This window comes from Sphingobium sp. CR2-8 (assembly GCF_035818615.1).
Taxonomy (GTDB): Bacteria; Pseudomonadota; Alphaproteobacteria; order Sphingomonadales; family Sphingomonadaceae; genus Sphingobium.
Window position 1 is genome coordinate 3,174,402 of sequence record NZ_JAYKZY010000002.1, and the last position, 26,507, is coordinate 3,200,908.

General features: G+C 61.2%; 32 protein-coding genes, 1 tRNA gene and 2 pseudogenes. 18 read left to right on the forward strand and 17 right to left on the reverse strand.

What is annotated here, in order from left to right; all coding sequences use genetic code 11:
• Window positions 1-15: 15 nt before the first annotated feature.
• Genes U5A82_RS19495 through U5A82_RS19540 form a run of 10 tightly spaced genes read left to right on the forward strand, consistent with a single transcriptional unit; the run spans window position 16 to window position 7,232 of the window.
• Window positions 16-330, forward strand: coding sequence for a hypothetical protein (locus U5A82_RS19495; RefSeq protein ID WP_326292516.1), 315 nt, complete (start codon window positions 16-18; stop codon window positions 328-330).
• 1 nt (window position 331) lies between these two features.
• Window positions 332-724: a hypothetical protein gene (locus U5A82_RS19500; protein ID WP_326292517.1), complete on the forward strand. Its 393-nt coding sequence runs from the start codon at window positions 332-334 to the stop codon at window positions 722-724.
• Window positions 725-750: 26 nt separating this feature from the next.
• A complete protein-coding gene (sctJ, locus tag U5A82_RS19505) occupies window positions 751-1,482 on the forward strand; it encodes a type III secretion system inner membrane ring lipoprotein SctJ (RefSeq protein WP_326292518.1) in 732 nt (243 codons plus the stop codon).
• The gene (locus tag U5A82_RS19510; protein ID WP_326292519.1) at window positions 1,479-1,913 is read left to right on the forward strand and encodes a hypothetical protein; all 435 of its coding nucleotides are present in this window, start codon (window positions 1,479-1,481) and stop codon (window positions 1,911-1,913) included. The genes sctJ and U5A82_RS19510 overlap by 4 nt, the downstream gene beginning before the upstream one ends.
• Complete coding sequence (locus U5A82_RS19515) at window positions 1,898-2,503, forward strand: FliH/SctL family protein (protein WP_326292520.1); 606 nt, start codon at window positions 1,898-1,900, stop codon at window positions 2,501-2,503. The genes U5A82_RS19510 and U5A82_RS19515 overlap by 16 nt, the downstream gene beginning before the upstream one ends.
• Window positions 2,493-3,806: a FliI/YscN family ATPase gene (locus U5A82_RS19520; RefSeq protein ID WP_326292521.1), complete on the forward strand. Its 1,314-nt coding sequence runs from the start codon at window positions 2,493-2,495 to the stop codon at window positions 3,804-3,806. Before U5A82_RS19515 ends, U5A82_RS19520 begins: the two co-directional genes overlap by 11 nt.
• The gene (locus tag U5A82_RS19525; protein ID WP_326292522.1) at window positions 3,803-4,255 is read left to right on the forward strand and encodes a hypothetical protein; all 453 of its coding nucleotides are present in this window, start codon (window positions 3,803-3,805) and stop codon (window positions 4,253-4,255) included. Before U5A82_RS19520 ends, U5A82_RS19525 begins: the two co-directional genes overlap by 4 nt.
• On the forward strand, window positions 4,255-4,899 hold the full coding sequence (locus U5A82_RS19530; RefSeq protein ID WP_326292523.1) for a hypothetical protein: 645 nt from the start codon (window positions 4,255-4,257) through the stop codon (window positions 4,897-4,899). The genes U5A82_RS19525 and U5A82_RS19530 overlap by 1 nt, the downstream gene beginning before the upstream one ends.
• Before the next feature lie 58 nt (window positions 4,900-4,957).
• The gene (locus tag U5A82_RS19535) at window positions 4,958-6,637 is read left to right on the forward strand and encodes a glycoside hydrolase family protein (RefSeq protein WP_326292524.1); all 1,680 of its coding nucleotides are present in this window, start codon (window positions 4,958-4,960) and stop codon (window positions 6,635-6,637) included.
• Window positions 6,627-7,232: a hypothetical protein gene (locus tag U5A82_RS19540; RefSeq protein ID WP_326292525.1), complete on the forward strand. Its 606-nt coding sequence runs from the start codon at window positions 6,627-6,629 to the stop codon at window positions 7,230-7,232. The genes U5A82_RS19535 and U5A82_RS19540 overlap by 11 nt, the downstream gene beginning before the upstream one ends.
• 73 nt (window positions 7,233-7,305) lie before the next feature.
• On the opposite strand, the gene U5A82_RS19545 is transcribed toward U5A82_RS19540, so the two are convergent.
• The 5 genes and pseudogenes from U5A82_RS19545 to U5A82_RS19565 all read right to left on the reverse strand — a co-directional run bounded on the left by U5A82_RS19545 (window position 7,306) and on the right by U5A82_RS19565 (window position 12,174).
• Window positions 7,306-7,512 carry a phage integrase central domain-containing protein gene (locus tag U5A82_RS19545; protein WP_326292526.1) on the reverse strand — a complete coding sequence of 69 codons (207 nt, stop codon included), beginning with the start codon at window positions 7,510-7,512 and terminating at the stop codon, window positions 7,306-7,308.
• Window positions 7,513-7,533: 21 nt separating this feature from the next.
• Window positions 7,534-7,653, reverse strand: a pseudogene (locus U5A82_RS19550) (Arm DNA-binding domain-containing protein); the annotation flags it as partial.
• 630 nt (window positions 7,654-8,283) lie between these two features.
• Window positions 8,284-9,102, reverse strand: a complete 819-nt coding sequence (locus U5A82_RS19555) for a hypothetical protein (RefSeq protein WP_326292527.1) — start codon at window positions 9,100-9,102, stop codon at window positions 8,284-8,286.
• Window positions 9,103-10,083: 981 nt separating this feature from the next.
• Window positions 10,084-11,013, reverse strand: coding sequence for a nucleotidyltransferase and HEPN domain-containing protein (locus U5A82_RS19560; RefSeq protein WP_326292528.1), 930 nt, complete (start codon window positions 11,011-11,013; stop codon window positions 10,084-10,086).
• Between the two features lie 759 nt (window positions 11,014-11,772).
• The gene (locus U5A82_RS19565) at window positions 11,773-12,174 is read right to left on the reverse strand and encodes a hypothetical protein (RefSeq protein ID WP_326292529.1); all 402 of its coding nucleotides are present in this window, start codon (window positions 12,172-12,174) and stop codon (window positions 11,773-11,775) included.
• Between the two features lie 182 nt (window positions 12,175-12,356).
• On the opposite strand from U5A82_RS19565, the gene U5A82_RS19570 reads away from it, so the two are divergent.
• Window positions 12,357-13,502 carry a hypothetical protein gene (locus U5A82_RS19570; RefSeq protein ID WP_326292530.1) on the forward strand — a complete coding sequence of 382 codons (1,146 nt, stop codon included), beginning with the start codon at window positions 12,357-12,359 and terminating at the stop codon, window positions 13,500-13,502.
• Window positions 13,499-14,173, forward strand: a complete 675-nt coding sequence (locus U5A82_RS19575) for a uracil-DNA glycosylase (protein ID WP_326292531.1) — start codon at window positions 13,499-13,501, stop codon at window positions 14,171-14,173. The genes U5A82_RS19570 and U5A82_RS19575 overlap by 4 nt, the downstream gene beginning before the upstream one ends.
• Here U5A82_RS19575 and U5A82_RS19580 read toward each other — a convergent pair.
• The 7 genes and pseudogenes from U5A82_RS19580 to U5A82_RS19605 all read right to left on the reverse strand — a co-directional run bounded on the left by U5A82_RS19580 (window position 14,170) and on the right by U5A82_RS19605 (window position 19,020).
• Window positions 14,170-14,991, reverse strand: coding sequence for a thymidylate synthase family protein (locus U5A82_RS19580; protein ID WP_326292532.1), 822 nt, complete (start codon window positions 14,989-14,991; stop codon window positions 14,170-14,172). The genes U5A82_RS19575 and U5A82_RS19580 overlap by 4 nt on opposite strands.
• 6 nt (window positions 14,992-14,997) lie before the next feature.
• Complete coding sequence (locus U5A82_RS21760; protein ID WP_442802190.1) at window positions 14,998-15,609, reverse strand: C1 family peptidase; 612 nt, start codon at window positions 15,607-15,609, stop codon at window positions 14,998-15,000.
• On the reverse strand, window positions 15,610-16,635 hold the full coding sequence (locus U5A82_RS19585) for a protease inhibitor I42 family protein (protein WP_326292533.1): 1,026 nt from the start codon (window positions 16,633-16,635) through the stop codon (window positions 15,610-15,612).
• Window positions 16,632-16,979: a helix-turn-helix domain-containing protein gene (locus U5A82_RS19590; protein ID WP_326292534.1), complete on the reverse strand. Its 348-nt coding sequence runs from the start codon at window positions 16,977-16,979 to the stop codon at window positions 16,632-16,634. Before U5A82_RS19590 ends, U5A82_RS19585 begins: the two co-directional genes overlap by 4 nt.
• Entirely contained in the window at window positions 16,972-17,301 is a 330-nt protein-coding gene (locus tag U5A82_RS19595) for a hypothetical protein (RefSeq protein WP_326292535.1), read from the reverse strand. Before U5A82_RS19595 ends, U5A82_RS19590 begins: the two co-directional genes overlap by 8 nt.
• 269 nt (window positions 17,302-17,570) lie before the next feature.
• Window positions 17,571-18,772: pseudogene (locus U5A82_RS19600) on the reverse strand (tyrosine-type recombinase/integrase).
• 161 nt (window positions 18,773-18,933) lie between these two features.
• Window positions 18,934-19,020: transfer RNA gene (locus tag U5A82_RS19605), tRNA-Leu, on the reverse strand.
• A gap of 128 nt (window positions 19,021-19,148) precedes the next feature.
• On the opposite strand from U5A82_RS19605, the gene U5A82_RS19610 reads away from it, so the two are divergent.
• From U5A82_RS19610 to U5A82_RS19620, 3 genes are all read left to right on the forward strand, one after another.
• Entirely contained in the window at window positions 19,149-19,916 is a 768-nt protein-coding gene (locus tag U5A82_RS19610) for an alpha/beta fold hydrolase (protein ID WP_326292536.1), read from the forward strand.
• A complete protein-coding gene (locus U5A82_RS19615) occupies window positions 19,916-20,785 on the forward strand; it encodes a tetratricopeptide repeat protein (protein WP_326292537.1) in 870 nt (289 codons plus the stop codon). Before U5A82_RS19610 ends, U5A82_RS19615 begins: the two co-directional genes overlap by 1 nt.
• Before the next feature lie 88 nt (window positions 20,786-20,873).
• Window positions 20,874-21,119, forward strand: coding sequence for a hypothetical protein (locus U5A82_RS19620; RefSeq protein WP_326292538.1), 246 nt, complete (start codon window positions 20,874-20,876; stop codon window positions 21,117-21,119).
• A gap of 12 nt (window positions 21,120-21,131) precedes the next feature.
• Here the strand turns inward: U5A82_RS19620 and U5A82_RS19625 are convergent, their stop codons facing one another.
• A complete protein-coding gene (locus U5A82_RS19625; RefSeq protein WP_326292539.1) occupies window positions 21,132-21,839 on the reverse strand; it encodes an SIMPL domain-containing protein in 708 nt (235 codons plus the stop codon).
• A 103-nt stretch (window positions 21,840-21,942) separates the two neighbouring features.
• On the opposite strand from U5A82_RS19625, the gene U5A82_RS19630 reads away from it, so the two are divergent.
• From U5A82_RS19630 to U5A82_RS19640, 3 genes are read left to right on the forward strand one after another with little or no spacing between them, the layout of a single operon-like run.
• The gene (locus U5A82_RS19630; protein WP_326292540.1) at window positions 21,943-22,377 is read left to right on the forward strand and encodes a VOC family protein; all 435 of its coding nucleotides are present in this window, start codon (window positions 21,943-21,945) and stop codon (window positions 22,375-22,377) included.
• Window positions 22,378-22,382: 5 nt separating this feature from the next.
• Window positions 22,383-23,105: a hydroxyacylglutathione hydrolase gene (gloB, locus tag U5A82_RS19635; RefSeq protein WP_326292541.1), complete on the forward strand. Its 723-nt coding sequence runs from the start codon at window positions 22,383-22,385 to the stop codon at window positions 23,103-23,105.
• Window positions 23,106-23,160: 55 nt separating this feature from the next.
• On the forward strand, window positions 23,161-23,559 hold the full coding sequence (locus U5A82_RS19640) for a hypothetical protein (protein ID WP_326292542.1): 399 nt from the start codon (window positions 23,161-23,163) through the stop codon (window positions 23,557-23,559).
• Window positions 23,560-23,564: 5 nt separating this feature from the next.
• On the opposite strand, the gene U5A82_RS19645 is transcribed toward U5A82_RS19640, so the two are convergent.
• The 4 genes from U5A82_RS19645 to plsX form a co-directional block, all read right to left on the reverse strand.
• Window positions 23,565-23,933 carry a MerR family transcriptional regulator gene (locus U5A82_RS19645; protein ID WP_326292543.1) on the reverse strand — a complete coding sequence of 123 codons (369 nt, stop codon included), beginning with the start codon at window positions 23,931-23,933 and terminating at the stop codon, window positions 23,565-23,567.
• Window positions 23,934-24,016: 83 nt separating this feature from the next.
• Window positions 24,017-24,313: an integration host factor subunit alpha gene (ihfA, locus tag U5A82_RS19650; protein WP_326292544.1), complete on the reverse strand. Its 297-nt coding sequence runs from the start codon at window positions 24,311-24,313 to the stop codon at window positions 24,017-24,019.
• 141 nt (window positions 24,314-24,454) lie between these two features.
• Window positions 24,455-25,423, reverse strand: a complete 969-nt coding sequence (locus U5A82_RS19655) for a beta-ketoacyl-ACP synthase III (RefSeq protein WP_326292545.1) — start codon at window positions 25,421-25,423, stop codon at window positions 24,455-24,457.
• On the reverse strand, window positions 25,420-26,478 hold the full coding sequence (gene plsX, locus U5A82_RS19660) for a phosphate acyltransferase PlsX (protein ID WP_442802191.1): 1,059 nt from the start codon (window positions 26,476-26,478) through the stop codon (window positions 25,420-25,422). Before plsX ends, U5A82_RS19655 begins: the two co-directional genes overlap by 4 nt.
• Window positions 26,479-26,507: the final 29 nt, after the last annotated feature.

Here is a 26,507-nt window from a genome sequence, read left to right on the forward strand (position 1 = left end):
GAGAAGGAGACTGACATGACCGACAGCATTTCCAACGCGAACATGACGACGCTGGCCAACACCCCGCTGACCGGCGCACGGATGCGGCAGGATGACACATCGGGCAACTGGTTCGAGGCGTTCGCTTCTGCCTGGGGCAAGGCACTGGACCAGCAGGCCGCGCGCATCGAGCAGAAGTCCGACATGATCGCCAATGAAGGCGGCGACAATCCGTCGCAGATCACCATGCTGACCGCCGAAGCGATGAAGATGAGCTTCCTGTCGAACAGTTCGCACAGTTCGATCGACAGCGTGTCCAAGTCGCTCGAAACCATGGCGCGGAAGCAGTGACATGATCGAATCCATCATGGCACAGGCGTCGACCGCCGCCGCCCCTGCGCGCCTCACCGACCTCAATCCCGCCATGCCGCAGCAGGTGGGACAGGACAGCGCCGCCGAATTTCAGGCGTCGCTCAAGGCGGCCGCGACCGAGCATATGGGCGGGGCGGACATGAATCCTGCCGTCCGCGACATGCTCGGCACGCTGGACAAGGTGAATGGCGAAGCGAAGTCGGTGGCCGACTATGCCAAGTCGGTCCAGGCGTCGGGCGGTGAAATGACGCCCGGCGAGATCGTGCAGCTGACCATGAAATGCCAGGAATTCATGTTCCACTGCCAGCTGACGTCCAACATCGCCAACCGCAGTTCGGAAGGCGTGCAGCAACTGTTCCGTCAGCAGGGCTGACGGAACGGCCGACAAGGAGAGCGACAATGACGAAATTGCGCAAGACCGGGATCGGCCTGCTGGCGGCACTGATGCTGGCAGGCTGTGGCAGCCAGGAAATCTACGGGCATCTGAAGGAAGCGCAGGCCAACGACATGATCGCCGCGCTGCGCGACGCGCAGATCGACGCCAGCAAATCGTCGGACAAGGACGGGCAATGGAGCGTGGCGGTGGAACCCGCCAGCTTCTCCAAGGCCATCCAAGTGCTGCGCGCAAAGGGGCTGCCGCGCGAGGATTATGCCAATCTGGGCACCTTGTTCGAGAAGAAGGGGCTGGTTTCCTCCCCCACCGAGGAGCGGGCGCGGCTGATATATGGCCTGAGCCAGGAGTTGAGCCATACGGTGAGCGAGATTGACGGCGTGGTGCAGGCGCGGGTCCACCTCGCCATGCCCGAAGCCGATCCGCTGTCGGACAAGGTGAAGCCTGCTTCCGCCGCGATCTTCGTCAAATATCAGCCGGGTTACGACCTGCGCGGCCAGACCGGGGCGATCAAGTCGCTGGTGACGAACAGCATCGAAGGGCTGGCCTATGAAAAAGTATCGGTGGTGATGGTGCCGAGCCAGGCCGCGCCGCCGCCCGAAACATCGATATTGGAGGCGAGTTTCGATAGCTGGGCGACCCGGATCGTCTTGGCGCTGGCCGGGATCGGCGGCTTGGCCATGCTGTTCTGGCGACGGGGCAGGCCCATCGCCTTGCCAGCGCAGAGGGAGTCGTCATGACCGGTTCGGCGGCCCGACATGAACTGGCGCGCGTCGCCCGCAAAGGTGGCTGGGCGGTATCGCGCGGTGCGCGGTTTATGGCGGGGCGCAGCGGGCGGCCCGGTTTTGCCGCACTCCATATCCTTCCGCGCTGGCCGGTGCTGGACGCCGACGGACAGCAAAGCGTGGCGATGGTCGCGCTGCTGATCAACGGGCGATCTGCGCTGGGCCGGGTCATCGATGGCACGCAACTGCGCGGCTATGCCGGACGGGTGGGTGCGCCGGTGCTCGAACGGATATTGATGAGCGCGGATGGCGGGCGCGATCCCTTGCCATCGGTAGAGGCGCTACCGGAGCGTGCGGCTGTCCTGCTGGCCAGCGCCGATGGCGCGCCAGCGCTGATGCGCGCCGAAACTCTGCTGCGGGAGATGGGCGCATGGCCTTCCATCTAATCCACGCTGATGGGCGCGCCCTGCTGGCGAGCGACCGGCCATGGTTGCGTGGGAGCGAGCGCCCCCCGATCGAAGAGGCGGTGGCGCTGCTGGGCACGGTGCGCGACCTGCATGAGCGGCAGGATCAGGCGCTGGCGCAGGCCCGGACGCAGGCCGCGATCGAAGGGCGGCGAGTTGGCGAGGAGGAAGGCCGCGCGGCCTTTGCCGCCGCCATCGCCGATCTCACCGATCAGGCGCAGGCCGATGCCGAACGGCGCGACGCGGACATCGCGGCGCTCGCGCTCGCGGCCCTGCGGCAGATGATCGGCGGCCTGCCCGATGAGGAATTGATGGCGGGCGTGGCCCGTCGCGCGGTCGAGGCGCAAGGGGCGCGTGGGCCGGTGGTGGTGGAACTGTCGCCCGCCATGCTGCCCCATGTCGAGCGGGCCTTTGTCGATCGGCCATCGACGGTCGAGGTAAGCCTGCGAGCCGAAGAGGGCCTGACCGACGACCAGTGCAGGCTGACCGCGCCGGACGGGCGGATCGTGGCCGATGTCGGCGTGCAGATCGCGTCCTTCGCGCGGCGCTGGGAGGTGGGCGATGCGGGTTGAAACGCGGCTGGGCGCGCTGTTCGATACGCTGGAGGCCGGCCCGGCCTTCGAGCAGCGGGGCAAGGTGCGCGGCGCGATCGGCACCGCTATCCGCGTGAGTGGCGTCACCGTGCGGATCGGCGATATCTGCGAACTGGCCAGTCCGGCGGGACGTCATTCGCTGCTGGCCGAAGTGGTCGGCCTGTCGGAACATGAGGCGATATTATCGCCGCTGGGCGACCTGCGCGGCCTGTCGAGCGAGACGGAAGTGCTGGTGCGCGTCGGCGAGGATCGCGTGCCGGTATCGGGCGCATTGCTCGGCCGGGTTCTCGACGCCCGGCTCCAGCCGCTGGACGGATTGCCGCCGGTGGATTCGCCATCGACCCAGCCGCTCTACGCCGCCGCGCCCAATCCGATGGAGCGCCAGCGGATCGACACCCAGGTCGAAACCGGGGTTCGGGCGATCGACGGCCTGATCCCGCTGGGCCGGGGACAGCGCATCGGCGTGTTCGCGGCGGCGGGCGGCGGGAAGAGCACGCTGCTAGGTACGCTCGCGCGGCAGGCGCAAGCGGACGTGATCGTCATCGCCCTGATCGGCGAACGCGGGCGCGAGGTACGCGAGTTCGTGGAGGATAATCTGGGCTCGGACGGCCTTATGCGATCGGTCGTCATCGCCTCCACATCCGACCGGCCCGCGCTGGAACGCGCGCGCGCCGCCCATGCGGCGACCGCGATCGCGGAGGGGTTCCGCGCCGAGGGCAAGCATGTGTTGCTGCTGATGGATTCGGTGACGCGCTTTGCCCGCGCCCTGCGGGAGATCGGCCTGTCGGCGGGTGAACCTCCGGTCCGGCGCGGCTTTCCGCCGTCGGTCTTCGCCGAACTGCCACGCCTGTTCGAACGGGCTGGCTGCGACGCGCAAGGCGCGATTACCGGCATCTACACCGTGCTGCTGGAGGATGAGGAGGATGATCCGGTGGGCGAGGAAGTGCGATCGCTGCTCGACGGTCATGTCATCCTGTCGCGTAAGCTGGCGGCGCGGGGCCATTATCCTGCGATCGACATCCTCACCAGCCAGAGCCGGTTGATGGGGCAATTGGTAGAGGATGGCGAGCGGCGCGCCGCCTTGTCATTCCGCGCGATGCTGGCGAAGCTCGACGAGATCGAACTGCTGTTGCAGGTCGGCGATTATAAGCCGGGGCAGGATGCGCTGGCCGATCGCGCCATCGCCCGGCGGGACGAAATGACCGCGTTTCTGCGGCAGCCCACCCATGATGCGCAGCCGTTGCTGATGACGCGCACGATATTGAGGGGATTTGAAGGATGACCGACAGGATCGACCAGCTAAAGACGATCGTGCGCCTGCGCCGTCGCGACCTCGACCGGTATGAGCGCGAAGTGGCAACTGCGCGCCAGCAGATGGCGGTGGCGGAAGCCGAGGCCAGCGCGGCGGCCCAGGCTTGCACGCGCGCATTGGCGACCAGCGAAAAGGCGATGGCGCAGCAAGCGCGCCAGCCCTGCGATCCGCTGGTGCAGCTCCATTGCCGGGCGAGCGCGGCCAAGGCGGAGGCGGCGCGGCAGTTGCGAGCGCAGGCGCGGGCGGCGCTGGACGAAGCGCATAAGCTGGCCGATCGACTGAAGCGCGAATGGATGCGGGCGCAGGTGCGTCACGACGCGATCGTCGGCGAACTGGATCGTGCCGTGCGCGAATGGAAGCGGCAGTTGAGCCGCCGGGCCGATGCGGACCTGCGACCGATGCCGATGGTCGTCGCGTGATGACGCCCATTCCCCAGACGGAAATGGCCGCGCCCCGGACGACGGAGGGCGTCAGGCCAAAGGAGAAGCCCGACCGGGAAACGGTGGACCGGTTTCGCGAGGCGCTGGACCGCAAGAGCGGCAAGGCGGGGGCGTCGAAGCAGGATGAGAAGGAGGAACGCGTTGGCGCGGATCGGCTGTCGCCGCTGCCGCAGGCGGGCGCTCAGCCTTCCCTGGTTCCTGTGTTGACGCATGATCGGCCGAAGCAAGACAAAGGCTATATGTCGGACGAATGCGCCGAGGGGGCGACAGGATCGTCGGCGCCAGCCCCCCGTGATGCGACCGTCGTTTCCGCCCTACCTCCGGCCGCGCCTGCAATAGATGTCGCCGCCTTTGCGACGCTTGTCGCGCGGCTCGACAGCGGATTGCCGCCGTCTGCGCTGTCCCACCTCGCCTTGCCCGGCGATCTGTGGCGCGCCGATCAGGTGATGATCGACCAACAGGCGGGCGGCCTGTCCGTGACCGTCGATATCGGCGGACAGGGGGACGCGCATCATGAAAGCCTGAACGAACTGGAGGCCCGGCTGCGCGCGCGCGGCATGGTCGCCACCGTATCGGCCGCCGATCCTAATCGGATCGCTGAGGCGGATAGTCGGATCGCTTAGCGCGTCCCGTCGCCCCCCGCCCTAATCTCTTTGCGACAGACGGTGCAGGAGAATGGGCATGGCCGGTACGATCGAAAGCGGAAGCGACCTGAATGCAGGTGGTCAGAACTGGCTGGAAACGCTGGGTAAGGACATTCAGGAAGGCTTGGGCGCCATTGCCGAAAAGCTGGGCATCGACGGGCTGGTGTCCGATTTTGACAGGCTGCTGGCTGCGCCGTCCGTGCTGGACAGTTTCGCCCCGCCGCAGGAGCGGGCGAAAGCCCCCGTCGCGCCGGAAAGCTATACCGTCAAGAAAGGCGATACGCTGGGCGCGATCGCGACGCGGACCGGCCATTCGGTGGAGGAACTGGCGCGGACCAATGGCCTGTCCAATCCCGACAGGTTGTCGATCGGGCAGGTGCTGACGCTGGGCGGCGAGGCCGCAGCGGCGGCGCCGACGCAGGCGCGCCCTGCCACCGCGCAGGGCGTCACTACGCAGGGCAACGCCCCGTCCGCGTCCGGCCTGTCGCAGAACGGCATGGATTTCATCTACGACCATGAAGCGCAGGCCGGTGTCAGCAACCGCCTGCACTGGCCCAAGGCCGGCAGCGGCGTGACGCTGGGGCCGGGCTATGACATGAAGGGGCGCACAGCCGATGCGATCGAACGCGACCTGACCGCGATCGGGATCGATCCGCAGTCGGCGCGCAAGGCAGGCGAAGGCGCGGGCCTGACCGGCAGCGCCGCGCGCGATTTCGCCGCCGCCAACAAGGACCTGATCTCGCTGAACGGCGCGCAGGAAAAGGCGTTGCTGCGCCAGACGGTCGAACCTTATGCGGCCAAGGTGCGCGACGCGATCAAGGTGCCGGTCACGCAGAACCAGTTCGATGCGATGGTGAGCCTGGCCTATAACATCGGCACGGGGAAGGACGGGTTCGCGGGCAGCACCGCGCTGGCGCGCCTGAATGCGGGCGACGCCAAGGGCGCGGCCGAGGCGATGACATGGTGGAACAAGTCGGACGGGCAGGTGTCGCAAGGGCTGGTCAACCGCCGCGCCGATGAGGTCGAACTGTTCAATACCCCCGGCGCTACGCTGGCGACGCCCGCCACCCCGACGCAGGATGTCACGCCGCCGCAGGTCACGGGCGGCACCAGCCCAGATGCGCTGGCCGCGACCGTCGCCACGCAGGGCGACGCGCAGGCCAGGGCCGACCTGGCCGCTGGCAAGAAGGTCGTCGTCGCGCTGCGCACCGATACCGATACCCGGGCCAATGGCGGCAAGGGCGTCTATGACGACAGCATCGCCGTCCTGTGGAAGGATGAGGCCGGGCGCTATCAGGCGCAGGTCTTTGACGGCAATACCGAACCGTCCGGCCAATATGGCTGGGACGGGCCAAAGGCGGCGCGCGGATCGCACACCGACATGAACGGCGACGGCAAGATGGACCTGGGTCGCTTGCAGGCGGGCACGATCCGCTACGAACAGGAAAGCGGCCAGTTTCTGGGCAACACATTCTTCCGCGCGACCAGGACGCAGGTGGCGGAGCGCGACACCAATCAGGATGGCCGCTTCACCGCCGCCGATGCCAGCCGCATCGATAGCAGCGGCGCAGGCCGATCCATGCTGATCCATCAGGGTGGCGCGACCAATACATGGTCGGCCGGGTGCCAGACCATTCCCAAGGCGCAGTTCAACGACTTCGTCGCCGCGCTTGGCGGGCAACAGGCGTTCAGCTATGTTCTGGCCGATGCGCGCTAGAGCCTTTCTGCTATCCCCGATCCTGGTGTCGCTTGCGGCATGCGGCAGCCCTTCCCCCGCCAATTCGCAGGCTGACGCGGTCCAGAAGTCGAGCAACGTCGCGACTACAGCACCGACCGCACGACGTGACAGCGCAACTGTTGATTTGGTCGCGTCCGGGATCGATTTCGCTGCGCTGGCAGGGCGATGGACGGTGGCGGGCGTCGCGGTTGGAGAGAATGGCGTGCAGGCGTTGGCAAAGGACGATCCGGCCTATATGGGCCAGATGTTGGAGATCGCCAGCGATCATCTTGCCTGGTCGCCGGGTCAGAGCGCATCGGCCGCCAATCTGTCCGACCGCTGCGATGATCCGGTCACCGCGCGACAGACAGGCGCAGCCGCGCAGGATTATGACAGGCAATTCGCCAACCAGCTTGCCGCGTTAGGGATCCACGCCCCCCAACCCCACGCCGTCGAGTGCGACAGCGGCCAATGGGGACCGGAAGCGGCAGGTGGCGCGATCCTGTTCCCGGCGCCGGGCGGGCGCATCGCCATGTCCTGGTATGATGGGGCGATGCTCCTGCTGGAAAGAAAAGGCAAGTTGGCGCTGCATTGAAGCATCAAGGCATTCCAATGCTCGTCAAATCTTTGGTGCGGACCTCCTTCCTCTTAGGGTCAGGACTCACTGATCAGAGCCGGAAGATGACGGTTGCGGCGAGCGCCTCATGCGGCGTGATCTGCGCGATCGGGATGGTGCCGATCAATGGATAGGCCTTGGCAAGCAACCAGCGAATCTTGTCGATAGTCACGGGCGCGAGGCCGTTGCGCTCGCATTTGACGAGCCATTCCTTCGCCACCGCCTCGAAAGTGTTGGCCGCAGCATATTTGGCGGCCATCCTCGCGCACTTTTTCTCCAGCGCCGGATCGATCCCCTCGGCAATCTTCTTCTTGGCTTCGTCGCGCCGGACACGCGCCTCCGCGAGGCTTATGGTTGGCCACCCCCCGAGATGAAGCTTCTTCTGCTTGTCCAGAAAACGGTAGTTGAAGCGTCATAGCTTCGAACCGTTGGGCTGGATGACAAGATAGAGGTTCTGTGAATTGATAAGGTTCCAGGCCTTCGCTCTCGGCTTGGCGGCATTGATCTGGATGTAGGTCAGCATGGTCGTTTTCCCAGCAAGGCCGGGTCGATCCGAGGGCAACAAAAAGAGCAACATCTTGTGGTCGCTGCTGTTGCCCTTAGCCGGATTTCGCCGGACAGTGTCTGGCGATTTTCGGTCAAGAAATGCTGTAAAACCAGCTGCTTGCTGGACCTTCCCGGACGTCGCCGGAAAGGTCTCTGGTGCCAGAAGAGGACTCGAATTCAGATTTTATGTAATTGTTATAAAATCTTAGTCTCGAAAATCGATGCCCTTCGATACCCTCACTTATACCCGCATATGGAAATAACGGGGCGGTTCGCTGCCCAAAATCGGCCTTTTGACAATATTTTTCTATCTGTTGGAAGCTACCACAATCCGCCTGTGTTTGCAGCCGGTCGCGTCATTTTTCCTGTATTTGTGCGGAGCAGATTGCATCATAGTTTGGTCGCCTCACATGGTGACAAGCGAACTGGGTGCATCAGGTTTTCAATCAGCCACTTTATACCGAGGCAGATGATCCGGTCACGATCACTCTGCCAAACGCGGCTCTTCCAGATGCTTCTCGATCTGACCCGACTTTACCGGGTCGATCCTGTCAGCTTCGGCCAAGGCCCATCTTTCCCATGCTTCGAGCGTCTGTTTCGGGCGGAGCGATGTCCCCTCGTCCATGGCCCGCCTGACTTCGCTCACCAGCAACCGGATATCCTGGGCTTGCCGTAGCAATTCGCCGCTGACCCTCAAATCGACGAGGCGCTGCGCGTTGAGCGCGGCCAGTCTTTCCCTGCGTCGGTGTTCTTCGGCCTCGCGTCGGCGTTGCTGTTCCTCTTCGTCTTCCTTGAGGCTCCGCCTGAACCGCGCTTCGCCAGCGACGATAGCGCTGGCTGCGATCGAGGCGATCTTCGATTCGATCAAACCATCGGCATCGTCTGCCCAACTTGCGATTGCGGGCTGCCGGGTGTCGCTGACGATAGAAATGCGTAACACGGTGTTGGCGGGCAGATCGGGTGCAGGCAGGTTTCGTCCCGCTTGACGGACGGAGCGATGCCTTCCCACGATCTCGAAGCGCAGCGACAAGCTCATGTCGCCAATCCGCATGGCACCGTGAACTTCGTCATTGTCATCACGCGCAGAACCCGAATGGCCTCGCTTGTCGAGCGCGTCGAAAACTCCGCTCAAGATGCGCAAACGGCGTCGTGACAGCGGCGTGTCGAATTTCGGTGCCTCCCACCAATAAGCCCAGCCTTCACTTTTCTCCCGCCGCCGCTGTTCGCGCAGCAGGAGGTCGTTCAAGCCGCGATTGGGCGCATCGAGATTCTTGGGCGCGCGGGCGCGGCCGATCGCACGCAATTCTTGTTCCCGGAGTTCCTCCAGGTCCTCCGGCACATGGATCGAAACAAAAGGTCCATCGGAGGATTTCGGTGCGGCCGGTTCGAACAGATGGCCAAGCCGACTGTCGAGGCGGATGCGGCCGGTTTCGCCGGGGCGGCGTCCCGGCACCTTGGGTCGGGTTTCCACTTTTCGCCCTGCATGAACGCGGTTCCAATGTCCCTGTCGTGGCAGGATCACGCCGTAGGATCGCAGGGCTTTGCGCAAGCCCACATCGGACATGCCGACCTTTGCTGCGAGATCGCGCATGGGGGCTGACCAGGCAAAGTCCCAGAGTTGGTCGGGTAGGATATCGACGCCGCTGTAATAGACGTAACGCACGGGCTTTCGGTGCTCCTTTGCTTGGGGTGCGGAGCTAGATCGAATGGTATCGCGACGCACGCAATCATCGATCGGTAGAATTGGCGAGACGGCAGATTGGGTAAGGGCATCGCTAACCCTCCAAGCTTACCGCGCCGGGCTGTAAGCTGGGCTTAAGTCGGCTCCCTCACATGCGGCGCAGCCCTTCGGACGCAGCTAGCCTTATCCGGGCGAACCTTCTCCTGAGGCGCCCGTTAGACGGGCCTGCCAGCGCTTGAACTGTTGAAATCATTTGACAATTTTGCCTATGCGACGGCAGGGCACCATCATTGACAGCATGAATTCGCGAACCAAACCAACCACATAGACCGCACCTGACGGCGGGCCTTTTATCTCGCCATCCAAAAATCTTCTCGTCCCCTGTGTAAAATCACCGATCTCAGCGCGGTGGGAGGGCCGACCGGAAGGGGCCATCCAACAGCCCAAGGGAGGGCGGCCCTCCCATTGTCCCAGCACCATGATGGACATGGCGAGCTTGCGAATATAACGCGTCCAACAGCGATCAGACGTTGGGCCATCTGCTCGCCAGAACGGGCTGGCACTGTGAGAGCGCCAGCTCGTTCGATGCTTATCTAAGGACGATCAACCTGCCTTTTTGATGTCGGCCACCAGCACGCCGATCCGTTCCGAACAGACAGCCAAAACGACGCGGCCGAGTTCCTCGACCTGCACGCCAAGCCAGTCCAACTGCTCTTTCGTGATGCGGTAGTGCTTGGAATAGCGCGCCTTCACATAGGCTTCCTTCAGCTTGTCGAACAGCGCGCGATCCTGCCGTGTGTCCTGCGGCCAAACGTAGACAAGGCGACGGTCGATCAGTTCAGCCTGCCCTCTCAAGAAGCCAAGGTTGTGCACATGCGGCGTGTAGAAAGTGCATACCAGCAACACACAATGATACAGGCGTTCCGTCGCTTGATGCATCAAAAAGGCCGCGTCTTTGAGCCTACCCTGATCGGCACTGAACTTGGCAGTCTCCAACATGCCTGATGCGCTTGGCATCCACTCGCTGAAATACTCCTGCGCCATCTTGAGCGCCTGCTCGGGAGTCTTGGGCTTGGGCTGATGGAGTTCGACATCATCTCTTTCGTATAGCGCGATGCCATCCTTCGCGATGTCCATGAAAAAGTAGCGCCCATGCGCCAGCGCGTCGTTCACTTCCTGCAAAGTATGCACGATGAAGTTGACAGGCGTGCGAATGGCTTTGCTGATCGTCTGCTCGGCATAGAGCCTAGCGTCCAGCTTCGACCAATAAGCCACCCGGTCCGTCAGGCGCTTGTCATTGACGATGATAAGCAGGTCGTAGTCGGACTGATAGCCCTTCGCCGTGTGCGGCTCATCGATCCAGCCGCCGCGTGCATAGGAGCCATAGAGAATGACCTTGTGGATGCGCCCCTTCTTCTTCCACTCGTGACGTGCGAGCGAGAGGGCATCATCGAATTCCTCGAACACGATCTGCATCAGACGTTCAAGTTCGCGCTGCTTCTGCGCCGGGAGGTGATCGAGATCGTTTCTCATCAGCTTCCACCTAGCAATTCCGTCACGCCGATGCACCCGGTTACGCCGCTGATGGAGGTTGTGACCCCCGCGCCGCCGCGCGCTGCGCCACGCGCCGATCGGTCGCGGTTAGATAGAATCCGTAGGATTCTTCTATTAGCATTGTTAAAGGGCATTTTTTCCATGCAATATCATGATCTTAATACAAATTTAGGTTCCCGATAGGCCGAGTTTTCGGTTCCCGATAGGCCGAATCTGGCGGTTCCCGATAGGCCGAGTTGTGTCCGCACTTGTCCCAACGAGGCCAAAGATATTTGTTTCGTATGCGGAACAAATATTAAATTGCCCTTATTTCTCTTGTCCAGCTGGAGCCGGGCGCATCCGCATGGCTTTCTCACTGTCCGCATCATTCTGGCTTCCTGCAATAGGCCGCCTAACTGCTCAAAACTATCGATCCGGCTGTGCTCATGCAGGCAATCCGGCATGGTTCGCGCATGGCTGGGCAATACCCTGTGAGGCTGCGTTTTTCCTCATGCGGTGGGGTCCATCGCCATCCTTAATTCGCAGACCAACGGGTATGATCCGACTGCATCGGCGCTCCGGCGTAGAAAAGGCCATTCTGGCGATGAAACGTCATGTGGCGAAGCGAAGGCCCGTCATCGATAATCGGCAGCGGTGGCGGAGCGATTAGCTCCCCCTACGCCCCGTCGCTTCGTCACCACCTTTCATTTGGATGTGGAATTGTCAGCGATGCGATTGAGCGAGAACACCCTTCAGGCATCAGACCAGACCACGCGTCGAATAGAGCCTGAGGTTACGCCGATCACTGTGCGCATCCCCGATGCCTGCCGGATGATCGGGATTGGTCGATCCAAGATGTACGAGCTGATCCAGGAGGGGCGGGTCGAGACCGTCAAGCTGGGGACCAGCACGCTGGTCGTGGTCGAAAGCCTTACCGCTCTCATCGCTGGAATCAGGCAAAAACAAAACGAAAGGCGATTTTGATTTTAATCGAGATTGCCGTTTGACTTTAGCGATGGCGACTGAAGTTGGCACCTTGGTGCGGCTGGTAAAATCATCAGCAGGATAACTGACATTCTGGCTGCGACGCGCGATGTCTGCTTTAGCGGCGATTGTCTCCGCTGCCGGCTCGGCAAAGCTACCTAGATTGCCGACGGTCACCTTCAGAAAGGAGCCATAGTCTGCGTAAAAATGTGCGCAACTCTTTCCGCTTCATGCCATCTATAACCCTGAACATTTCATAGCGCGTGTCGGGATTTTAGGGTCGTAAATTCGCAATTTGTATGATGCTATATCGATAGGGGATTCACAGCTTGAATCGGGTGCGATAGTAATCCATCTTGATGAACCAACAACCGACTATTTTAGAGTTCACCCGGCAAGTCGAGCGGACCGATCGCCGACCAGAGTCGGACAGGTTGCGTATTGCAGTGCTCGGAATTTTCGGTGAACTCGGCTCTTTGATGAGTGAGATCAAGAAGGGCGTTCGCGAGGGGCCGAAGTACATTTCGTTTCGGACAACACTGGTCGAGGAAGCAGGGGACCTTCTTTGGTATTTTGCCGCGCTATCACTTACGATGGGTTGGGAGTTTAGCCGACTTTTATCCGCTGTCTTGGATGCGGAAGTCAGCGAAGGTAGCAGTTTCGCGAGTCTTCAGGGCCTTGTCGACAGGTTGCCGACCGATGCCTTCGACCCGTGGCTGTCTGCGGGTGAAAAAGCAGGCGCACTTGCTGCACACGTTGGGACCGGCGGTTCGGACGATGAACTTTACGATCTGGCAGTGTCAGCGCTGCGGGCTGCATTGATCGCTTTCAAGTCTGTGCAGCTGGCGTTTTCGGAGCCAATTGAGCATAATATTGAGAAAAGCCTTTCGCGCTTTCCGATCAGTAGAAAGCCACTCAAGCTCTATGATGAGAGGCTAACCGGTGAAGGAAAGGCTATAAGCGTCGATGAGCGTTTGCCTGCATTCCTGCCCGTAGAATTTCGAGAAAAGACCGTTGGGCGGAAGGTCGTTGTCGTGCAGTCTGCTTTCACGATCAAGATCGGCGATCCATTGACTGACAATATTGGAGAAGGAGATGATTATCGTTTTCACGATGTCTTTCATCTCGCCTATGCAGCTGTATTAGGATGGTCACCTGTTCTTCGAGCTCTTCTCAAAGTGAAAAGAAAATCCTATCCTGACTTGGACGAAAACCAAGATGGGGCACGTGCGATTCTCATTGAAGAAGGCATTTCAACTTTCATATTTAATCATGCAAAGCCGCATCTTTTTCGAGATTCGGCGGGTGTTGACTATCGTATTCTTTCGACGATCAAAGAATTTGTAAAAGGGTATGAGGTCGAAGATCAGCCGTTCTGGGCTTGGGAACGCGCGATTTTGCGTGGGTATGATGTTTTTCGCGAATTGACACATTTTCGAAGTGGACGAGTCACTCTCGACATGAGTAAGCGCGACATCTTTTTTGAACCATTGGATGTGCGATGAGTTGGGAGCAAACCTTCGTCGAACGCCTTGCGAGCGTTCAAATCTCCAATGTTTTCAATCCGTATTGCGACCATTGCGAAGTTCACGATCTCGTTGACGCGGCCTCGATTCGGCGCTCCAATCTCGAAGCGATACTGGATCTCAGAAAATCGACGAGTGTCGATAGCATTTGGTTTGGTCGCGATCTTGGATATCGAGGAGGCCGCCGGACAGGGCTAGCCCTGACCGATGAAGTGGCGATGTTTAGCGCGGCAGGCGCTCTAAAGGCGGGTCCCAAAATCGCCCGTGCGACACATGGAACGCCTGTTGCGGAACGGACGGCGGCTGTAATCTGGTCGCTAATAAATCGCCTGCGACGACCGCCGATGCTGTGGAATGCGTTTCCGTTTCATCCTCATGAACCAGAAGCGCCGTTCACCAATCGCGCGCACACCACGCGCGAACGCAGGCTCACCGGCTGGGCCATTGAAGCTCTTATCGATCGCTTTGACAACCCGCAGCTTATTGCGATCGGAAACGACGCCTCAAAAGCGCTCTCCGATCTTGGTTTTAAGCATCAGACGGCCCGGCATCCAAGCTATGGTGGGCAGCGGGAATTCATAGAGACTATGGAGCGACTCCATGGCCTCTCACCGACCTTGCCGCAGAAGGCTGAGCCAAAACTGCTTTAGGCAATTCCACCAGATTTCCAGCACTCAGCCAGTAGGGTCCGAGTGTCGCCCGCCTTGCGGTTCTTCGCCCCCAGGTCGAGCACGGCTTCTGCAGCGATGATTGTCAACGGGCCAACCTTGGCTCCGGTGCATTGTGCTACGAAGCATAGGAGTCGGGACAAGCCGATCAGATTTCCGAGCGCCCGTTCTATGTACCAATGTGAGCGGTAGAAGGCCGAAAGCCTCAAAACATTGTCTCTGTCGATCTTAAAAGAGACATGGCTCAAGCAGGGGCCGCCCAGATTGTATTTTCCATCAGTGAGTGGATTGTAAGTCGCGATCTCCAATGAGATATCGTCTAAAGAAACTTCGTAATGCGTCGTTGTCTTGGGTGGATTTTCAATCCGGCCTTTGAGCTTTCCAATCAGGACATCGAGAGGGTTTAGCTGGCGATTGCCTCTCATCATGGGAGACTTGTCATCATTATAGCGAATAGTCATCCGCTCGAAATATGTACCCCAGACTTTGCGTACTTTAGGTAAAACGACCTGAAGATAGTATTCGTAGAATTCATCAGAGCCATTTTTAATCTGAGAATGGTATGTGTCGAGCGGGAATATAGTGTTAGCGACCGTATCAGTTGTCCGGAACTTATTATCCAGAGCAAATTTATCGAACGCTTTAATGATGGTCCTCTCGGATGCTGTCTTCATCGTCGGGTCGGTTATCGAATAAATTAGATTGTATACAGGCCTAGACGAAATCGAGAGAGCCTTAGTGGCCTTCAGCCACGCTGCCACGGCCGACGGGCTGTCATCAATCACGAGATAGTTCGGCATCGAAAGCTAAATCCATATTAATCTTGGAGATCTAGCTAAGATGTATTTCGCTGTAAGCCAAGCATAGCCTCGCGTGCCCCAACCTTCGCCCCAAGAATTTTTGATGGAATACTCATAACTTCCGCCTGAGGGGCGGAGACCGCAGATAACAACTGCGTGCCGACCCTCTATTTTGGCATTGTTCAAAAGATCAAGAGGGGCCAACCCCGTACACGCAAAAAATGGCGCGTCTATGTTGATTACTAAGCCAATCGCCCTGCCGCATTTGAGCGACCTTTCGACCGTCGAACCGTCAAATGGTTTGTCCATCACATGGGCTTGGTGAAACTCACATGACGCGTTCAGGGGGTTTTCGCTTCTATATGGCCAATCAAGCTCGCTTGCCTGACCATCCAGAGCGAGACTATCGATCGCTGCGTCGATCGTCAGAGCGTAGGCGACTGGGCGGCAGGCTCGTAGGCTCGCCTGCCGATGCAAGGACTCGGGAGAGAGTAATTCCTTTGGGTCGCGAACTACCCGGTGGATATCGCTAACCGCAAACGAAAGACACGTCGGATGTGGCCCTTGGTCTCGTGCCAGCCCCAGGTCGATTTCGATAAAGACAGCGCTATCCGGCATTTATTTTGTAGCGGCTTTCACAATCCGAGCGCGATTAGCTCGTGAAAGGCCGCTTTCGGGTGGCATAACGGAGAAGTTGAATGCAACCTCGCACAGAGGAGCGGCTTCCCATGGGCGTTTATGCTCAAACGGTAGTGACCCGACGCCTTTGGTGTCAGCGCGATAGAAAATGCGCTTTGCCGATGGTGCGCCTATCAAGTCGGGATCAAGGGATGTGACGGCGTCGAGTTCTGTAAGGCTTGCAGGTGGAGGAGCCTTCGGCAGCCACAAATATCCCGCACCGGCTTGTTGTTCGAGGCTTACAGTAATGGTGTCGCCGACGTTGACGGCAATGTCGGCTCGATTGTCCCCTTGGCTCAAGACCCAAGCATCGTATCGCGTCTCTGCGGCGGCGGATACATGGCCCAAGCGTTCCTTGATCTTCTTGGGCTTAATTTCGAGTAGTCGGGCTCTCTGTTCTGCGTTGATGACCCGATTGCGCTCTAATGCCCACACAGTGGCTTGATAACTCGAACCGCAACGGAGCGACAATTGGTAGATCGTATCCTCTTCTGCAAGGCGAGAGCGCGTCCAGCCCTGTTTATTCGCGTGATGGCCAATGAGCCACATTGGTAACAAGAAGGTTCCGGCAAATTCGTCCGCTTCGATCTCTTGTAAATACGAGGCGAAACCGTCGATCTTTGGGGCTTTCAGGCTGTGAGCCGCGCGGCGCAGTACGTTAGGGCTGTCGAGACTAGGTTCGTGAGCCATGAAGGCATGGCCTAATTCGTGGGCAGCCGTGAAGCGTTGAACAGAGAGAGGACGCTTGGTGCTGATCATGACGCCGGGCTGATCGCCACGGATGTACGCCCCTAAAAGGCCATCCAGCGGCTTGAAGACCACTCTCACATCGAGCCAGGCAAGCGCATCGAATATATCGACGCGCTCGTGAGTGGTCATGATCCGCTCACGAACATCGAGAAATCGTTGAACCTTTGTCGCGGCTGCAGCCCCTTTCAGGCGCGCGCGCCTTATGGCTTCATTCAAGTGGTAGCGCTTTCCGAACGGGACCGTAGGTAGGTAGCAAAACGCTGCAATTCACCCATGTCCTGATCCGACAGGGTCTCAGCAGCGCGTGCGAGAAACTCCGTTCGCTCGCTAGCTTTCTGGGCGGACACACCGGTCGTAAAGAACTCAATGCCCCGGCCAAGTGCCTTCGCGATTTCAGAAAGCTGGGTGGCGCTCACTTGAGTGGTACCAGCCTCAATCGCTTCAATTTCATCAGGCGCAACTCCGATCATTTCTGCGAGCTCGTCGGCTGAGAGTTCAAGATACTCGCGAGCTTCCGTGACGCGTGCTGCTATATGCCGCTCGGTCGCGATATTAGGCATTTTCTTTCTTCTTTTCTTTTTCAAAAAGAGCCGCAATTCGAGGAATGAGGTGCTCCTTCATTTCCTCGAAGCTGTCATAGCCACCCTCTTTGATCGCGCTTTCCGGAATTTGAAATTTGACAACCTCTTCCAGCGTCACAAGGGCGCGAACCGCTCGATGGGAATCAATCTCCACCGCAGGTTTCATGATGTCTGAGGATGCAGGTTTGTCACCAGGAAGGGCGGCATCTGCCGTTTCGTCATCCCACCACCTTTCGAGCACGGCTTCCACCGCCGAGACGGGAAACACGGTCGGCAGGGTTTCCTTCAAGTCATTCGCCATGATGCCTCCTTCGCTGAGAATGCCAGATCATGAATCCAAAAGCAACAAAGGTTCACATTATGTTCTACTTAAAATCTGGGTTGAGATGATAAGGTCACCAAGGGCGATCCTCATCAAAGCTTCGCATCTGCATTGTAGGTTTGACTGCTGGTGAAGACCATTTGCTTCTCGCCTCCGAGGCGTCCCGGAGCAGTCGAATCGTTCATCGATTTAGAGAGGCCGCTCGATCGCAAAGTTCAAGGCGCTGCGGATGGCCATGCCATATCTCGTTAGCATACTTTTGGGGACTTCGTAGCCAAGCCGTCCAGATAATCGGACCACACCTGCATCATCGCGACGCGCTCGTCCCAATATTCTCCGCGAGCATAAGCGCGCCTTACTGCGTCAGCCTCCGCGTGCGCCAGCTGTCGTTCAATGGCATCCGGATGCCATTTGCCCATCTCATTGAGCAAGGTGCTAGCCATGGCGCGAAAGCCGTGACTTGTCATCTCGTCGCCGGAATAGCCCAATCGACGCAGCGCGCCGTTCAGCGCATTCTCGGACATGGGTCGCTTAATGGATTGGAAGCCGGGGAAAACAAATTTGCCCGTGCCAGTGACACCATGGATCGAGGTCAAGATTTCCAGAGACTGCCGGGATAGTGGCACGCGATGTGGACGCCGCATCTTCATTTTTTCGGCGGGGATCGACCAGAGAGCTTTGTCAAAATCGATCTCTGTCCATTCGGCGTGGCGCAGTTCACCCGGCCGAACAAAAACATGAGGAGCGAGCCGCAGGGCCGCTCTTGTAACTGCATGTCCGTCAAAAGCTGCGATCGCACGCATCAGCGGCCCGACCTGTTGACTGTTGGTTATGGCAGCCAGATGCTTCACCTTGGGTGTAGTCAGGGCGTCGCGTAGATTGGCAGACAGGTCATGTTCTGCCCGCCCGGTGGCAATCGCGTAGCGAAAGACCCGACCGCAGACGCTTCTCAGCCGTCGGGCAGTTTCGTGTCGGCCGCGCCCTTCGACCTGACGCAGGACGGCCAACAGTTCCATGCTTGTGATCTCGCTGATCTTACGATCACCCAACGAAGGGTATGCGAACTCGAGCAGCCATTTCACCTTACCTAGGGTGATTTCGGCGAGCCCTTCGCGCTCCCGCTTCGCCAGCCACTCTTCCGCGACAATCCGAAAGCCGGTCGTTGCCTCGAATGCCTCACGTGCCTCAGTCTCCTTGCGCGTCGCTGTCGGGTCTAATCCAGACGCCAGCAGCTTGCGGGCTGCTTCTCTTTCTCTCGTGCTTCAGCAAGGGTAATCAACGGGAACACTCCCATCGCCATCGTCTTGGCCTTGCCGTCGAAGCGATAATTCATGCGCCAATAGCGACCGCCCTGAGGCGTGATCAGAAGGTAGAGTCCATGCCCGTCCGCCAGCTTGTAGGGCTTTTCGCGGGGCTTTGCTTTGGACAGCGCGAGGGATGAAAGAGCCATGAGGGTATCTCCTTTGGCCATGCTGGCCGATACCCACAAAGATACCTTCATGTACCCCGAATTCACAAATCCACGGGCGGAAACCAGCGGACGCCAGACACAAAAAAACCGCTGTTTCCAGCGGTTTTTTCGATCTATCCGGATTTCTACGGAAGAACAAATGGTGCCCAGAAGAGGACTCGAACCTCCACGACCTTGCGATCGCCAGCACCTGAAGCTGGTGCGTCTACCAATTCCGCCATCTGGGCACGGGGTAGGAGGGCGCCTCTAACCGGGTCCCCCAAAGCTGTCAACGCATTGTCTTCAATATTTTGCTCGCCAATGCAAAAAGCCGGTTTAAGGCGGATCGCGACTGGAAAATCAGAAGGATGCCGACGTGAACGATACCCCCGCCGACCCGCCTGCGCTGTTCGCCCGGCCTGACGGCCTGCGCCTGGCCTATCGCCAGCGCGAAGGCATGGGGCCGACGATCATGTTCCTGCCGGGCTACATGTCCGACATGGAGGGCGGCAAAGCGGTCGCGCTGGACCAATGGGCGGCCATGCAGGGGCGGGCCATGCTGCGCCTGGACTATGCCGGTTGCGGGGCCAGCGAGGGGCGTTTCGCGGAGGGGACGCTAGCGAGCTGGCGCGACGACGTGCTGCTGCTGCTCGATCGACTGGTGGAAGGCCCGGTGGTGCTGGTCGGTTCGTCGATGGGGGGCTGGCTGGCGCTGCTGGTTGCGCTGGCGCGTCCAGAGCGGGTTGTCGCGCTGGTCGGCGTCGCCGCCGCACCCGATTTTACCGAATGGGGCTTTACCGATGCGGACAAGGCGCTGCTGGCGACCGAAGGCCGGATCGAGGAACCCACGCCCTATGGCGACCAGCCCCATGTGACGACGCTGGCTTTCTGGCAGTCAGGGCAGGCTTTGCGGTTGCTGGAGGACGAGATCGGCATCGACTGCCCGGTGCGGCTGCTGCATGGGCAGAAGGACCAGGACGTACCATGGTATGTGGCGGTCAAGGTGGCGGGGCAGCTACGTTCATCCGATGTGCAGACGCTGCTGATTAAGGACGGCGACCATCGCCTGTCCCGCGACGGCGACATCGCCCTGCTGATCCACAGCGTCGCCAGCCTGTTGGCCCTAACCGCGGATAGCCTCTAATGTTTTTCTTCCTGCCGCTCCTGCTCCAGGCCTATGATCCGGAAATCGAGGCGGTGATGAACCGCAGCCGCAAGGAAAAGCAGGAGGAGCGCGCGGCGGCTGCCGCAGCGGCTACGCCGAAACCGGCCGCTCCGGCACGGGAAGATGGCAAGGTGCCGGTCCCCGCCAAATTCGCCGCACCGTTCCAGGCCTGCCTGGATCAGGCGATCGAATCCCCGGACGCCGGGGTCGCCTTCGCCCAGAAATGGCGGATCGAGGGGGGCAGCTTCTATGCGCGCCATTGCATGGGCTTTGCCTATGCGCGGGCCGAACGCTGGACGCCCGCCATCGTCGCCTTCGAACAGGCGGCCGAGGAAGCCGAACGCAGCGGAGAGATGGTTGAGGCCGCGCGACTATGGGCGCAGGCGGGCAATGCCGCGATGGCGAACGGCGACCTGCCCAAGGCGCGGGGCGATTTCGATGCCGCTTTGGCGCGCGGCCTGCCCGACGGGCTTGAGAAAGGCGAGGTCCACCTGGACCGGGCGCGCGCATTGGTGGCGCTGAACGACGCGGACGCGGCGCGCGATTCGCTGGACGTCGCGCTGGTGCAGGCGCCCAAAGACCCGCTGGCGTGGCTGTTGTCGGCCACGCTGGCGCGGCGGTCGGGCGAGATGAGCCTGGCGCAGGCGCATATCGCGCGGGCGGTGCAACTGTCGCCCGATGACGCGGCGGTGGCGCTGGAGGAGGGCAATATCGCGGTCCTGACCGATCATGAGGATATTGCACGCGCGGCCTGGGCGCGGGCGGTGAAACTGGCCCCGGATGCGCCGTCTGGCAAGGCGGCGGCGGACAATCTGTCGCGGCTGCCCGTTGCGAAGGCTGCCCAGTAAGAGGCCAGCAAGGCTTTGTAACGGAACCGCTTTTGTCTTCGGCCCGTTCGCCCGACCGTAGCGGGTTGAGGACAAAGGAGACAGCGACATGGACAGTTATTGGAAGAAAAGCATCGGCATCGGCCTGTTGGTGGTAGCTGCGACGGCGACCACCGCCTGTTCGCGCGGCGCGACGCGCGGCGGCCTGATCGGCGGCGCGGGCGGCGCGGTCGTGGGTAGTGCGACTGGCCTTGGCACCGCAGAGGGTGCGGCGATCGGCGGTGCGGTGGGCGCGGTCATCGGCGACGATAACGACCGCTGTTCGCGGCGCGATCGCCGTCGTGGTCGTTGCTGAGCCGGACCCCGATTATTTGAGGTAGAAGTCGACGGTCGTGACGACGCGCACCTTCTTGTAAGGCGTGTCGCTCGATCCGTCGCCGCCCTCGCCATCGCGGGCGTCGATCGAGAAATAGCCCTGGGTGGCGCTCTTGATGCCCCCTACCCCGGCGCCCGAATCCTTGGCGAACTGTTCGGCGGCGGCACGGGCGTCGCGGGTGGCGGCGGCGACCATATCGGGCTTCACATCATTCAGCTTGGTGAAGCTGTATTTCATGCCCGACCCTTCCTGCAGCGTGACGCCGCGGCGGACGAGGTCGAATTGCTGCGCGACCGCCTTTTGCGCGCGGGCGATGTCGGTGGTGCGCAGCAACATCCGCTGCGTGATGGTGATCGTGTTGACGCCGTTGTTCAGATATTGGTTCACGCCCGCCCCGGTCGGGGTCAGGTCGCTCGGCTTGAAACCCAGACCCGAGAAATAGGCCTGCAATTCTTTCGTGTTGCCGTCGATGTCGGCACGGACGGTGGGCAGGTCGAAGCCGGTCGCCGAATAGCTGATCGACCAAGTGGCGAGGTCCGCCGTCACATCCTTTTCAGCCAGGCCGCGCACGGTGACGGACCGGTCCGCCGCCTTGGCCCGCTTCAATCCATCACCCAGCAGATAGCCGCCCGTGATCGTCCCGAACGCCAGCAGCGCCGCGCCGCCCAGCAAAACCCTGTCCCGCATTTCCAACGCCATTATTCGCTTTCCTCTTCCGTCCAATGATGCGCGCCCTTATCTTGGTATGACCCTATTGCTATCGAGATGAACCGTTGCTTTATGGCGACGAACGGAGAATATCTTGCCCAAATTCCTGCATAGCATGATCCGCGTGACCGACGTGGACAAGAGCATGGCCTTTTTCGACCTGCTGGGTTTGAAAGAGGTCAACAGGATCGTGAGCGAACAGGGGCGCTTCACGCTCGTCTACCTGGCCGCGCCGGGCGATGAGGATGCGCAGGTCGAACTGACCTATAACTGGCCGCCACAGGATGGCAGCCCGGCCGAAACCTATGACGGCGGGCGCAATTTCGGGCATATCGCCTACAGGGTAGAGAATATCTACGACACCTGTCAGCGGATGATGGATGCAGGCGTGACGATCAACCGGCCGCCGCGCGACGGGCACATGGCGTTCGTGCGGACGCCCGACAATATTTCGATCGAGCTGCTGCAGGACGGGCGGCTGGAACCGGCCGAACCCTGGGCGTCGATGCCCAATATTGGGGTCTGGTAAGCGCCATGCTGGAGGTCGTCCGCATCCCCGTCCTGACCGACAATTATGTCTGGCTGATCCATGACTCCACCAGCGGCGAGACGGTGGTGGTCGATCCGGCAGTGGCGGAGCCCGTGCTGGCGGCGGCGGCCGACCGCGGCTGGACCATCGGCCAGATCTGGAACACCCATTGGCATGGCGACCATGTCGGCGGCAATGCGGCGATCAAGGCGGCCACAGGCTGTGTCATCACCGGCCCGGCGGCGGAGGCCGAGAAGATCGATACGCTCGACCGGACGGTGGGCGAAGGCGACAGCGTGCGGATCGGCGAGCATGTCGCCACGGTGATGGCGGTGCCAGCCCATACGGCGGGGCATATCGCCTATCATCTGGCGGACGATCGCCTCATCTTCGTGGGCGACACGCTGTTCGCCATGGGCTGCGGCCGCTTGTTCGAGGGGACGGCGGCGCAGATGTTCGCCAATATGGCGCGCTTTGCGGCGCTGCCGGACGAGACGATCGTCTATTGCGCGCATGAATATACGCTCTCCAACGGGCGTTTCGCGCTGGTCGTCGAGCCGGACAATGACGCCCTGGCGCAGCGGGTGGCGGCGGTGGAAGCCGCGCGGGCGCGGGGAGACGCGACAGTGCCCACCAGCATCGGCCTGGAGCGTGCGACCAACATCTTCATGCGCGCGCGCGACGTGGCGCAACTGGCCGAACGGCGCGCGGCAAAGGACGCGGCCTGACGGTTTTTGCGCTATGGTGGCGTCCTTGACGCTATGTAAGGACAGGAGAGTCGCGATGCGTGCATGGATAGCGATGACGCCGATGCTGCTGGCGGCCTGCGCGGGCAGCTATGTGCCCAAGCCGCTGACGGACAAGCAGACGGCTGCGCTGGACAAGGCGCTGGACGGGAAGGTCGCGGAGGAAAAGCGCAGCTGCATCAACCGCGAACCGCAGACCAACCTGACCGTCATCAGCAACAATGTTCTGCTCTACCGGGTCAGCAAGAAGCTGGTATATAAGAATGAGCTGATCGGCAGCTGCAACGGCCTGACCTATGGCGACACGCTGATCGTGCGCAGCTATGGATCCCAGATGTGCCGGGGCGATTTCGCGACTTCCGCCAATTTGCAGACCGGCATGCAATCGGGCGCCTGCGCGCTGGGCGACTTCATCCCCTATCGCGCGCCGAAATAAGGCGATCAGTCGCCGATCGCGCGCGCCAGGTCGGTGCGGATCGCCAGGAGACGGGTGAGGATGTCATCGCGATCTGAAGGCGCAGAGCGTGGCGGCGTTGCCGGGATGGCGGGCGCAACGACCGGTGTCGGCGCTTCACCATCCGCCAGCGCCTTTTGCGCGCCCTTGACCGTGAACCCTTCCACATTGAGCAGATGATCGATGCGGCGGGCCAGCGCCACGTCGGCAGGCCTGTAGTAGCGGCGGTTGCCCGATCGCTGAAGCGGGCGCAATTGCGGAAAGCGCGTTTCCCAATAGCGCAAGATATGTTGGGGAAGACCCAGCTCGACCGCCAGCTCGCTGATGGTCAGAAATGCACCCTCTGCCTTTTCCATGGCGGGGATGTTGCACTCATTACCGCACCAAGGTCAACCTTGGTAACGCAATGGTAATATTGGAAAAGCGTCCGGCGGGGGTTTCAGACCGCGGCGACGCGGTCGCGCATCGTCTGGCTGGCGCGAAAGGTCAGCACCCGGCGCGGTTCGATCGGCACTTCGACGCCGGTCTTGGGGTTGCGCCCCATGCGCTGCGTCTTGTCGCGCAGGACGAAGGTGCCGAAGCTGGAAATCTTCACATTTTCGCCGCGTTCGAGCGCCGTCGACATATGTTCGAGGATCGATTCAACGAGCGCGGCGGCCTCCGCACGCGACAGGCCGACATGGCGGTTCACGCTTTCAGCCAAGTCCGCCCGCGTCAAGGTTGCATTGCCGCTCATCGACCATCCCCACTTCTTGGCCCCTGCAATCATCCTTGCGGATGATCATTTGGAAATGTGATCGATTCGCGCTGTTTTGGCAAGCGGTTGCTGGATGTCATAACCGTCTTGTTATGCGGCCCGCTGGCTGTTCCAGGCAGCTTAGACCCGCAGGACGCAGGCGCCCCAGGTGAAGCCGCCGCCCATTGCTTCCAGCACGATCAGGTCGCCCGGCTTGATCCGCCCGTCGCGGACCGCCACGTCGAGCGCCAGGGGCACGGAGGCGGCCGATGTGTTGGCATGGCGATCGACCGTCACCACTACCCGGTCGGGCGACAATTTGAGCTTGCGCGCGGTCGCGTCCAGGATGCGGGCATTCGCCTGATGCGGCACCAGCCAGTCTATGTCGGTGGGGGCGAGGCCCGCCTGTTCCATGACTTCGCGCAGGACCGAGGCCAGGTTCACCACAGCATGGCGAAAGACTTCCTGCCCACGCATGCGCAGCTTCCCTACGGTCTGCGTGGTGGAAGGGCCACCGTCGACATAGAGAAGCTGGTTGTGGCGGCCATCGGCATGGAGTTTCGTGGCAAGGATGCCGCGGCGGCCATCTTCGCTTTCCTCCGCGCCCAGCACGACCGCGCCGGCGCCGTCGCCGAACAGCACGCAGGTGGCGCGATCCTCCCAGTCGAGGATGCGGCTGAAGGTTTCCGATCCGATCACCAGAGCGCGATTTGCCGCGCCCGACCGGATCATGCTGTCCGCGACCGTCACCGCATAGAGGAAGCCCGAGCAGACGGCGGCGACGTCGAACGCCACGCAATCGTCGATGCCGAGCGCCGCCTGCACCTTCGTCGCCGCAGCGGGAAAGGTCTGGTCCGGCGTCGCGGTGGCGAGGATGATGAGGTCGATATCCTGCGCGGCGATGCCCGCCGCCGCGATCGCCTGGCGCGCGGCGTCGGCCGCGAGGCTGGCGGTGGTTTCGCCGTCACCGGCGATGTAGCGGTTGCGGATGCCGGTGCGTTCGACGATCCATTCGTCGCTGGTGTCGACGGTCTGCGCCAGTTCGGCATTGCTGACCGCGCGGACGGGCAGGGCCGAGCCTGTACCCAGCAATATCGAACGGCGGATCACTTGACGGGCTGCTCCAGTTTCGACGCGGCGTCCGACAGCGACTGGATGCCGGCCATGTCCGCGGCGATCCGGCGGGTGATGTCTTCTTCCAGCAGCCGGGCGGCGACATGCACAGCGTTGGCCACGCCCTTTTCGTCCGCGCTGCCATGGCTTTTCACGACCACGCCGTTCAGGCCCAGGAAGACCGCGCCATTATGGTTGTTGGGGTCGAGATGATGCTTGAGCAGATGCATCGCAGGCTTCGAGATCAGAAAGCCGATCTTCGAACGGATCGAACTGGTGAACGCCTTGCGCAGCACGTCGGTGACGAAACGGGCCGTGCCCTCCGCCGTCTTGAGCGCGACATTGCCGGAAAAGCCGTCGCACACGATGACGTCGGCGTCGCCACGGGCGATCTTGTCGCCTTCGGTAAATCCGTCGAACTGCAGCGGCAGGCTGGTCGCGCTGCGCAGCACGGCGGCGGCGTCACGAATCTCGTCCGTGCCCTTAAGGTCTTCGGTGCCGATGTTGAGCAGCCGCACGCGGGGCCGGTCCAGATCGAAGGCGATGCGCGAATAGGCCGCGCCCATCACCGCGAACTGGACGAGGTTGCGGGCGTCGCATTCGGTGTTGGCACCCAGGTCCAGCATGATGACGTCGTTATTGCCCAGCGTCGGCAGCATCGCAGCGAGCGCTGGACGATCGACGCCCGGCATGGTGCGCAAGGCGAGTTTCGCCATCGCCATCAGCGCGCCGGTATTGCCGGCGGACACGGCCGCACCCGCCTGGCCCGATTTCACGGCGGCGATCGCCATGCTCATCGAGCTGCTTTTCTTGCGAATCGCTACGCTGGGCTTGTCCGACCCCGCCACGACCGTATCGGCATGGACGATTTCGGACGCGGCGCGCAGATTCGGGTGGTCGTCAAGCGCAGCCTTGATCTGCACCTCGTCGCCGAACAGGGTGAAGCGCAACCCGTCATGACGGCGGCGGGCCAATGCCACGCCCGCCATCATCACGCGCACGCCTTCGTCCCCGCCCATCGCGTCGATTGCGATTCGCGGCTGACTGGACACTTAAGATCACCCCTTTGCGGAGATGGGGA

What these genes read in the sequence shown, in the direction of transcription:
- U5A82_RS19540 (WP_326292525.1), top strand. Translation starts at nt 6,627, where the DNA reads ATGCGCGCTAGAGCCTTTCTGCTATCCCCGATCCTGGTGTCGCTTGCG.
- U5A82_RS19625 (WP_326292539.1), bottom strand. Translation starts at nt 21,839, where the DNA reads ATGGCGTTGGAAATGCGGGACAGGGTTTTGCTGGGCGGCGCGGCGCTG.
- U5A82_RS19545 (WP_326292526.1), bottom strand. Translation starts at nt 7,512, where the DNA reads ATGGCCGCCAAATATGCTGCGGCCAACACTTTCGAGGCGGTGGCGAAG.
- U5A82_RS19495 (WP_326292516.1), top strand. Translation starts at nt 16, where the DNA reads ATGACCGACAGCATTTCCAACGCGAACATGACGACGCTGGCCAACACC.
- U5A82_RS19535 (WP_326292524.1), top strand. Translation starts at nt 4,958, where the DNA reads ATGGCCGGTACGATCGAAAGCGGAAGCGACCTGAATGCAGGTGGTCAG.
- U5A82_RS19500 (WP_326292517.1), top strand. Translation starts at nt 332, where the DNA reads ATGATCGAATCCATCATGGCACAGGCGTCGACCGCCGCCGCCCCTGCG.
- ihfA (WP_326292544.1), bottom strand. Translation starts at nt 24,313, where the DNA reads ATGAGCGGCAATGCAACCTTGACGCGGGCGGACTTGGCTGAAAGCGTG.
- gloB (WP_326292541.1), top strand. Translation starts at nt 22,383, where the DNA reads ATGCTGGAGGTCGTCCGCATCCCCGTCCTGACCGACAATTATGTCTGG.
- U5A82_RS21760 (WP_442802190.1), bottom strand. Translation starts at nt 15,609, where the DNA reads ATGCCGGATAGCGCTGTCTTTATCGAAATCGACCTGGGGCTGGCACGA.
- U5A82_RS19590 (WP_326292534.1), bottom strand. Translation starts at nt 16,979, where the DNA reads ATGCCTAATATCGCGACCGAGCGGCATATAGCAGCACGCGTCACGGAA.
- U5A82_RS19520 (WP_326292521.1), top strand. Translation starts at nt 2,493, where the DNA reads ATGCGGGTTGAAACGCGGCTGGGCGCGCTGTTCGATACGCTGGAGGCC.
- U5A82_RS19510 (WP_326292519.1), top strand. Translation starts at nt 1,479, where the DNA reads ATGACCGGTTCGGCGGCCCGACATGAACTGGCGCGCGTCGCCCGCAAA.
- U5A82_RS19615 (WP_326292537.1), top strand. Translation starts at nt 19,916, where the DNA reads ATGTTTTTCTTCCTGCCGCTCCTGCTCCAGGCCTATGATCCGGAAATC.
- U5A82_RS19595 (WP_326292535.1), bottom strand. Translation starts at nt 17,301, where the DNA reads ATGGCGAATGACTTGAAGGAAACCCTGCCGACCGTGTTTCCCGTCTCG.
- U5A82_RS19525 (WP_326292522.1), top strand. Translation starts at nt 3,803, where the DNA reads ATGACCGACAGGATCGACCAGCTAAAGACGATCGTGCGCCTGCGCCGT.
- U5A82_RS19620 (WP_326292538.1), top strand. Translation starts at nt 20,874, where the DNA reads ATGGACAGTTATTGGAAGAAAAGCATCGGCATCGGCCTGTTGGTGGTA.
- U5A82_RS19530 (WP_326292523.1), top strand. Translation starts at nt 4,255, where the DNA reads ATGACGCCCATTCCCCAGACGGAAATGGCCGCGCCCCGGACGACGGAG.
- U5A82_RS19560 (WP_326292528.1), bottom strand. Translation starts at nt 11,013, where the DNA reads ATGAGAAACGATCTCGATCACCTCCCGGCGCAGAAGCAGCGCGAACTT.
- U5A82_RS19580 (WP_326292532.1), bottom strand. Translation starts at nt 14,991, where the DNA reads ATGCCGAACTATCTCGTGATTGATGACAGCCCGTCGGCCGTGGCAGCG.
- U5A82_RS19515 (WP_326292520.1), top strand. Translation starts at nt 1,898, where the DNA reads ATGGCCTTCCATCTAATCCACGCTGATGGGCGCGCCCTGCTGGCGAGC.
- U5A82_RS19575 (WP_326292531.1), top strand. Translation starts at nt 13,499, where the DNA reads ATGAGTTGGGAGCAAACCTTCGTCGAACGCCTTGCGAGCGTTCAAATC.
- U5A82_RS19570 (WP_326292530.1), top strand. Translation starts at nt 12,357, where the DNA reads ATGAACCAACAACCGACTATTTTAGAGTTCACCCGGCAAGTCGAGCGG.
- U5A82_RS19640 (WP_326292542.1), top strand. Translation starts at nt 23,161, where the DNA reads ATGCGTGCATGGATAGCGATGACGCCGATGCTGCTGGCGGCCTGCGCG.
- sctJ (WP_326292518.1), top strand. Translation starts at nt 751, where the DNA reads ATGACGAAATTGCGCAAGACCGGGATCGGCCTGCTGGCGGCACTGATG.
- U5A82_RS19645 (WP_326292543.1), bottom strand. Translation starts at nt 23,933, where the DNA reads ATGGAAAAGGCAGAGGGTGCATTTCTGACCATCAGCGAGCTGGCGGTC.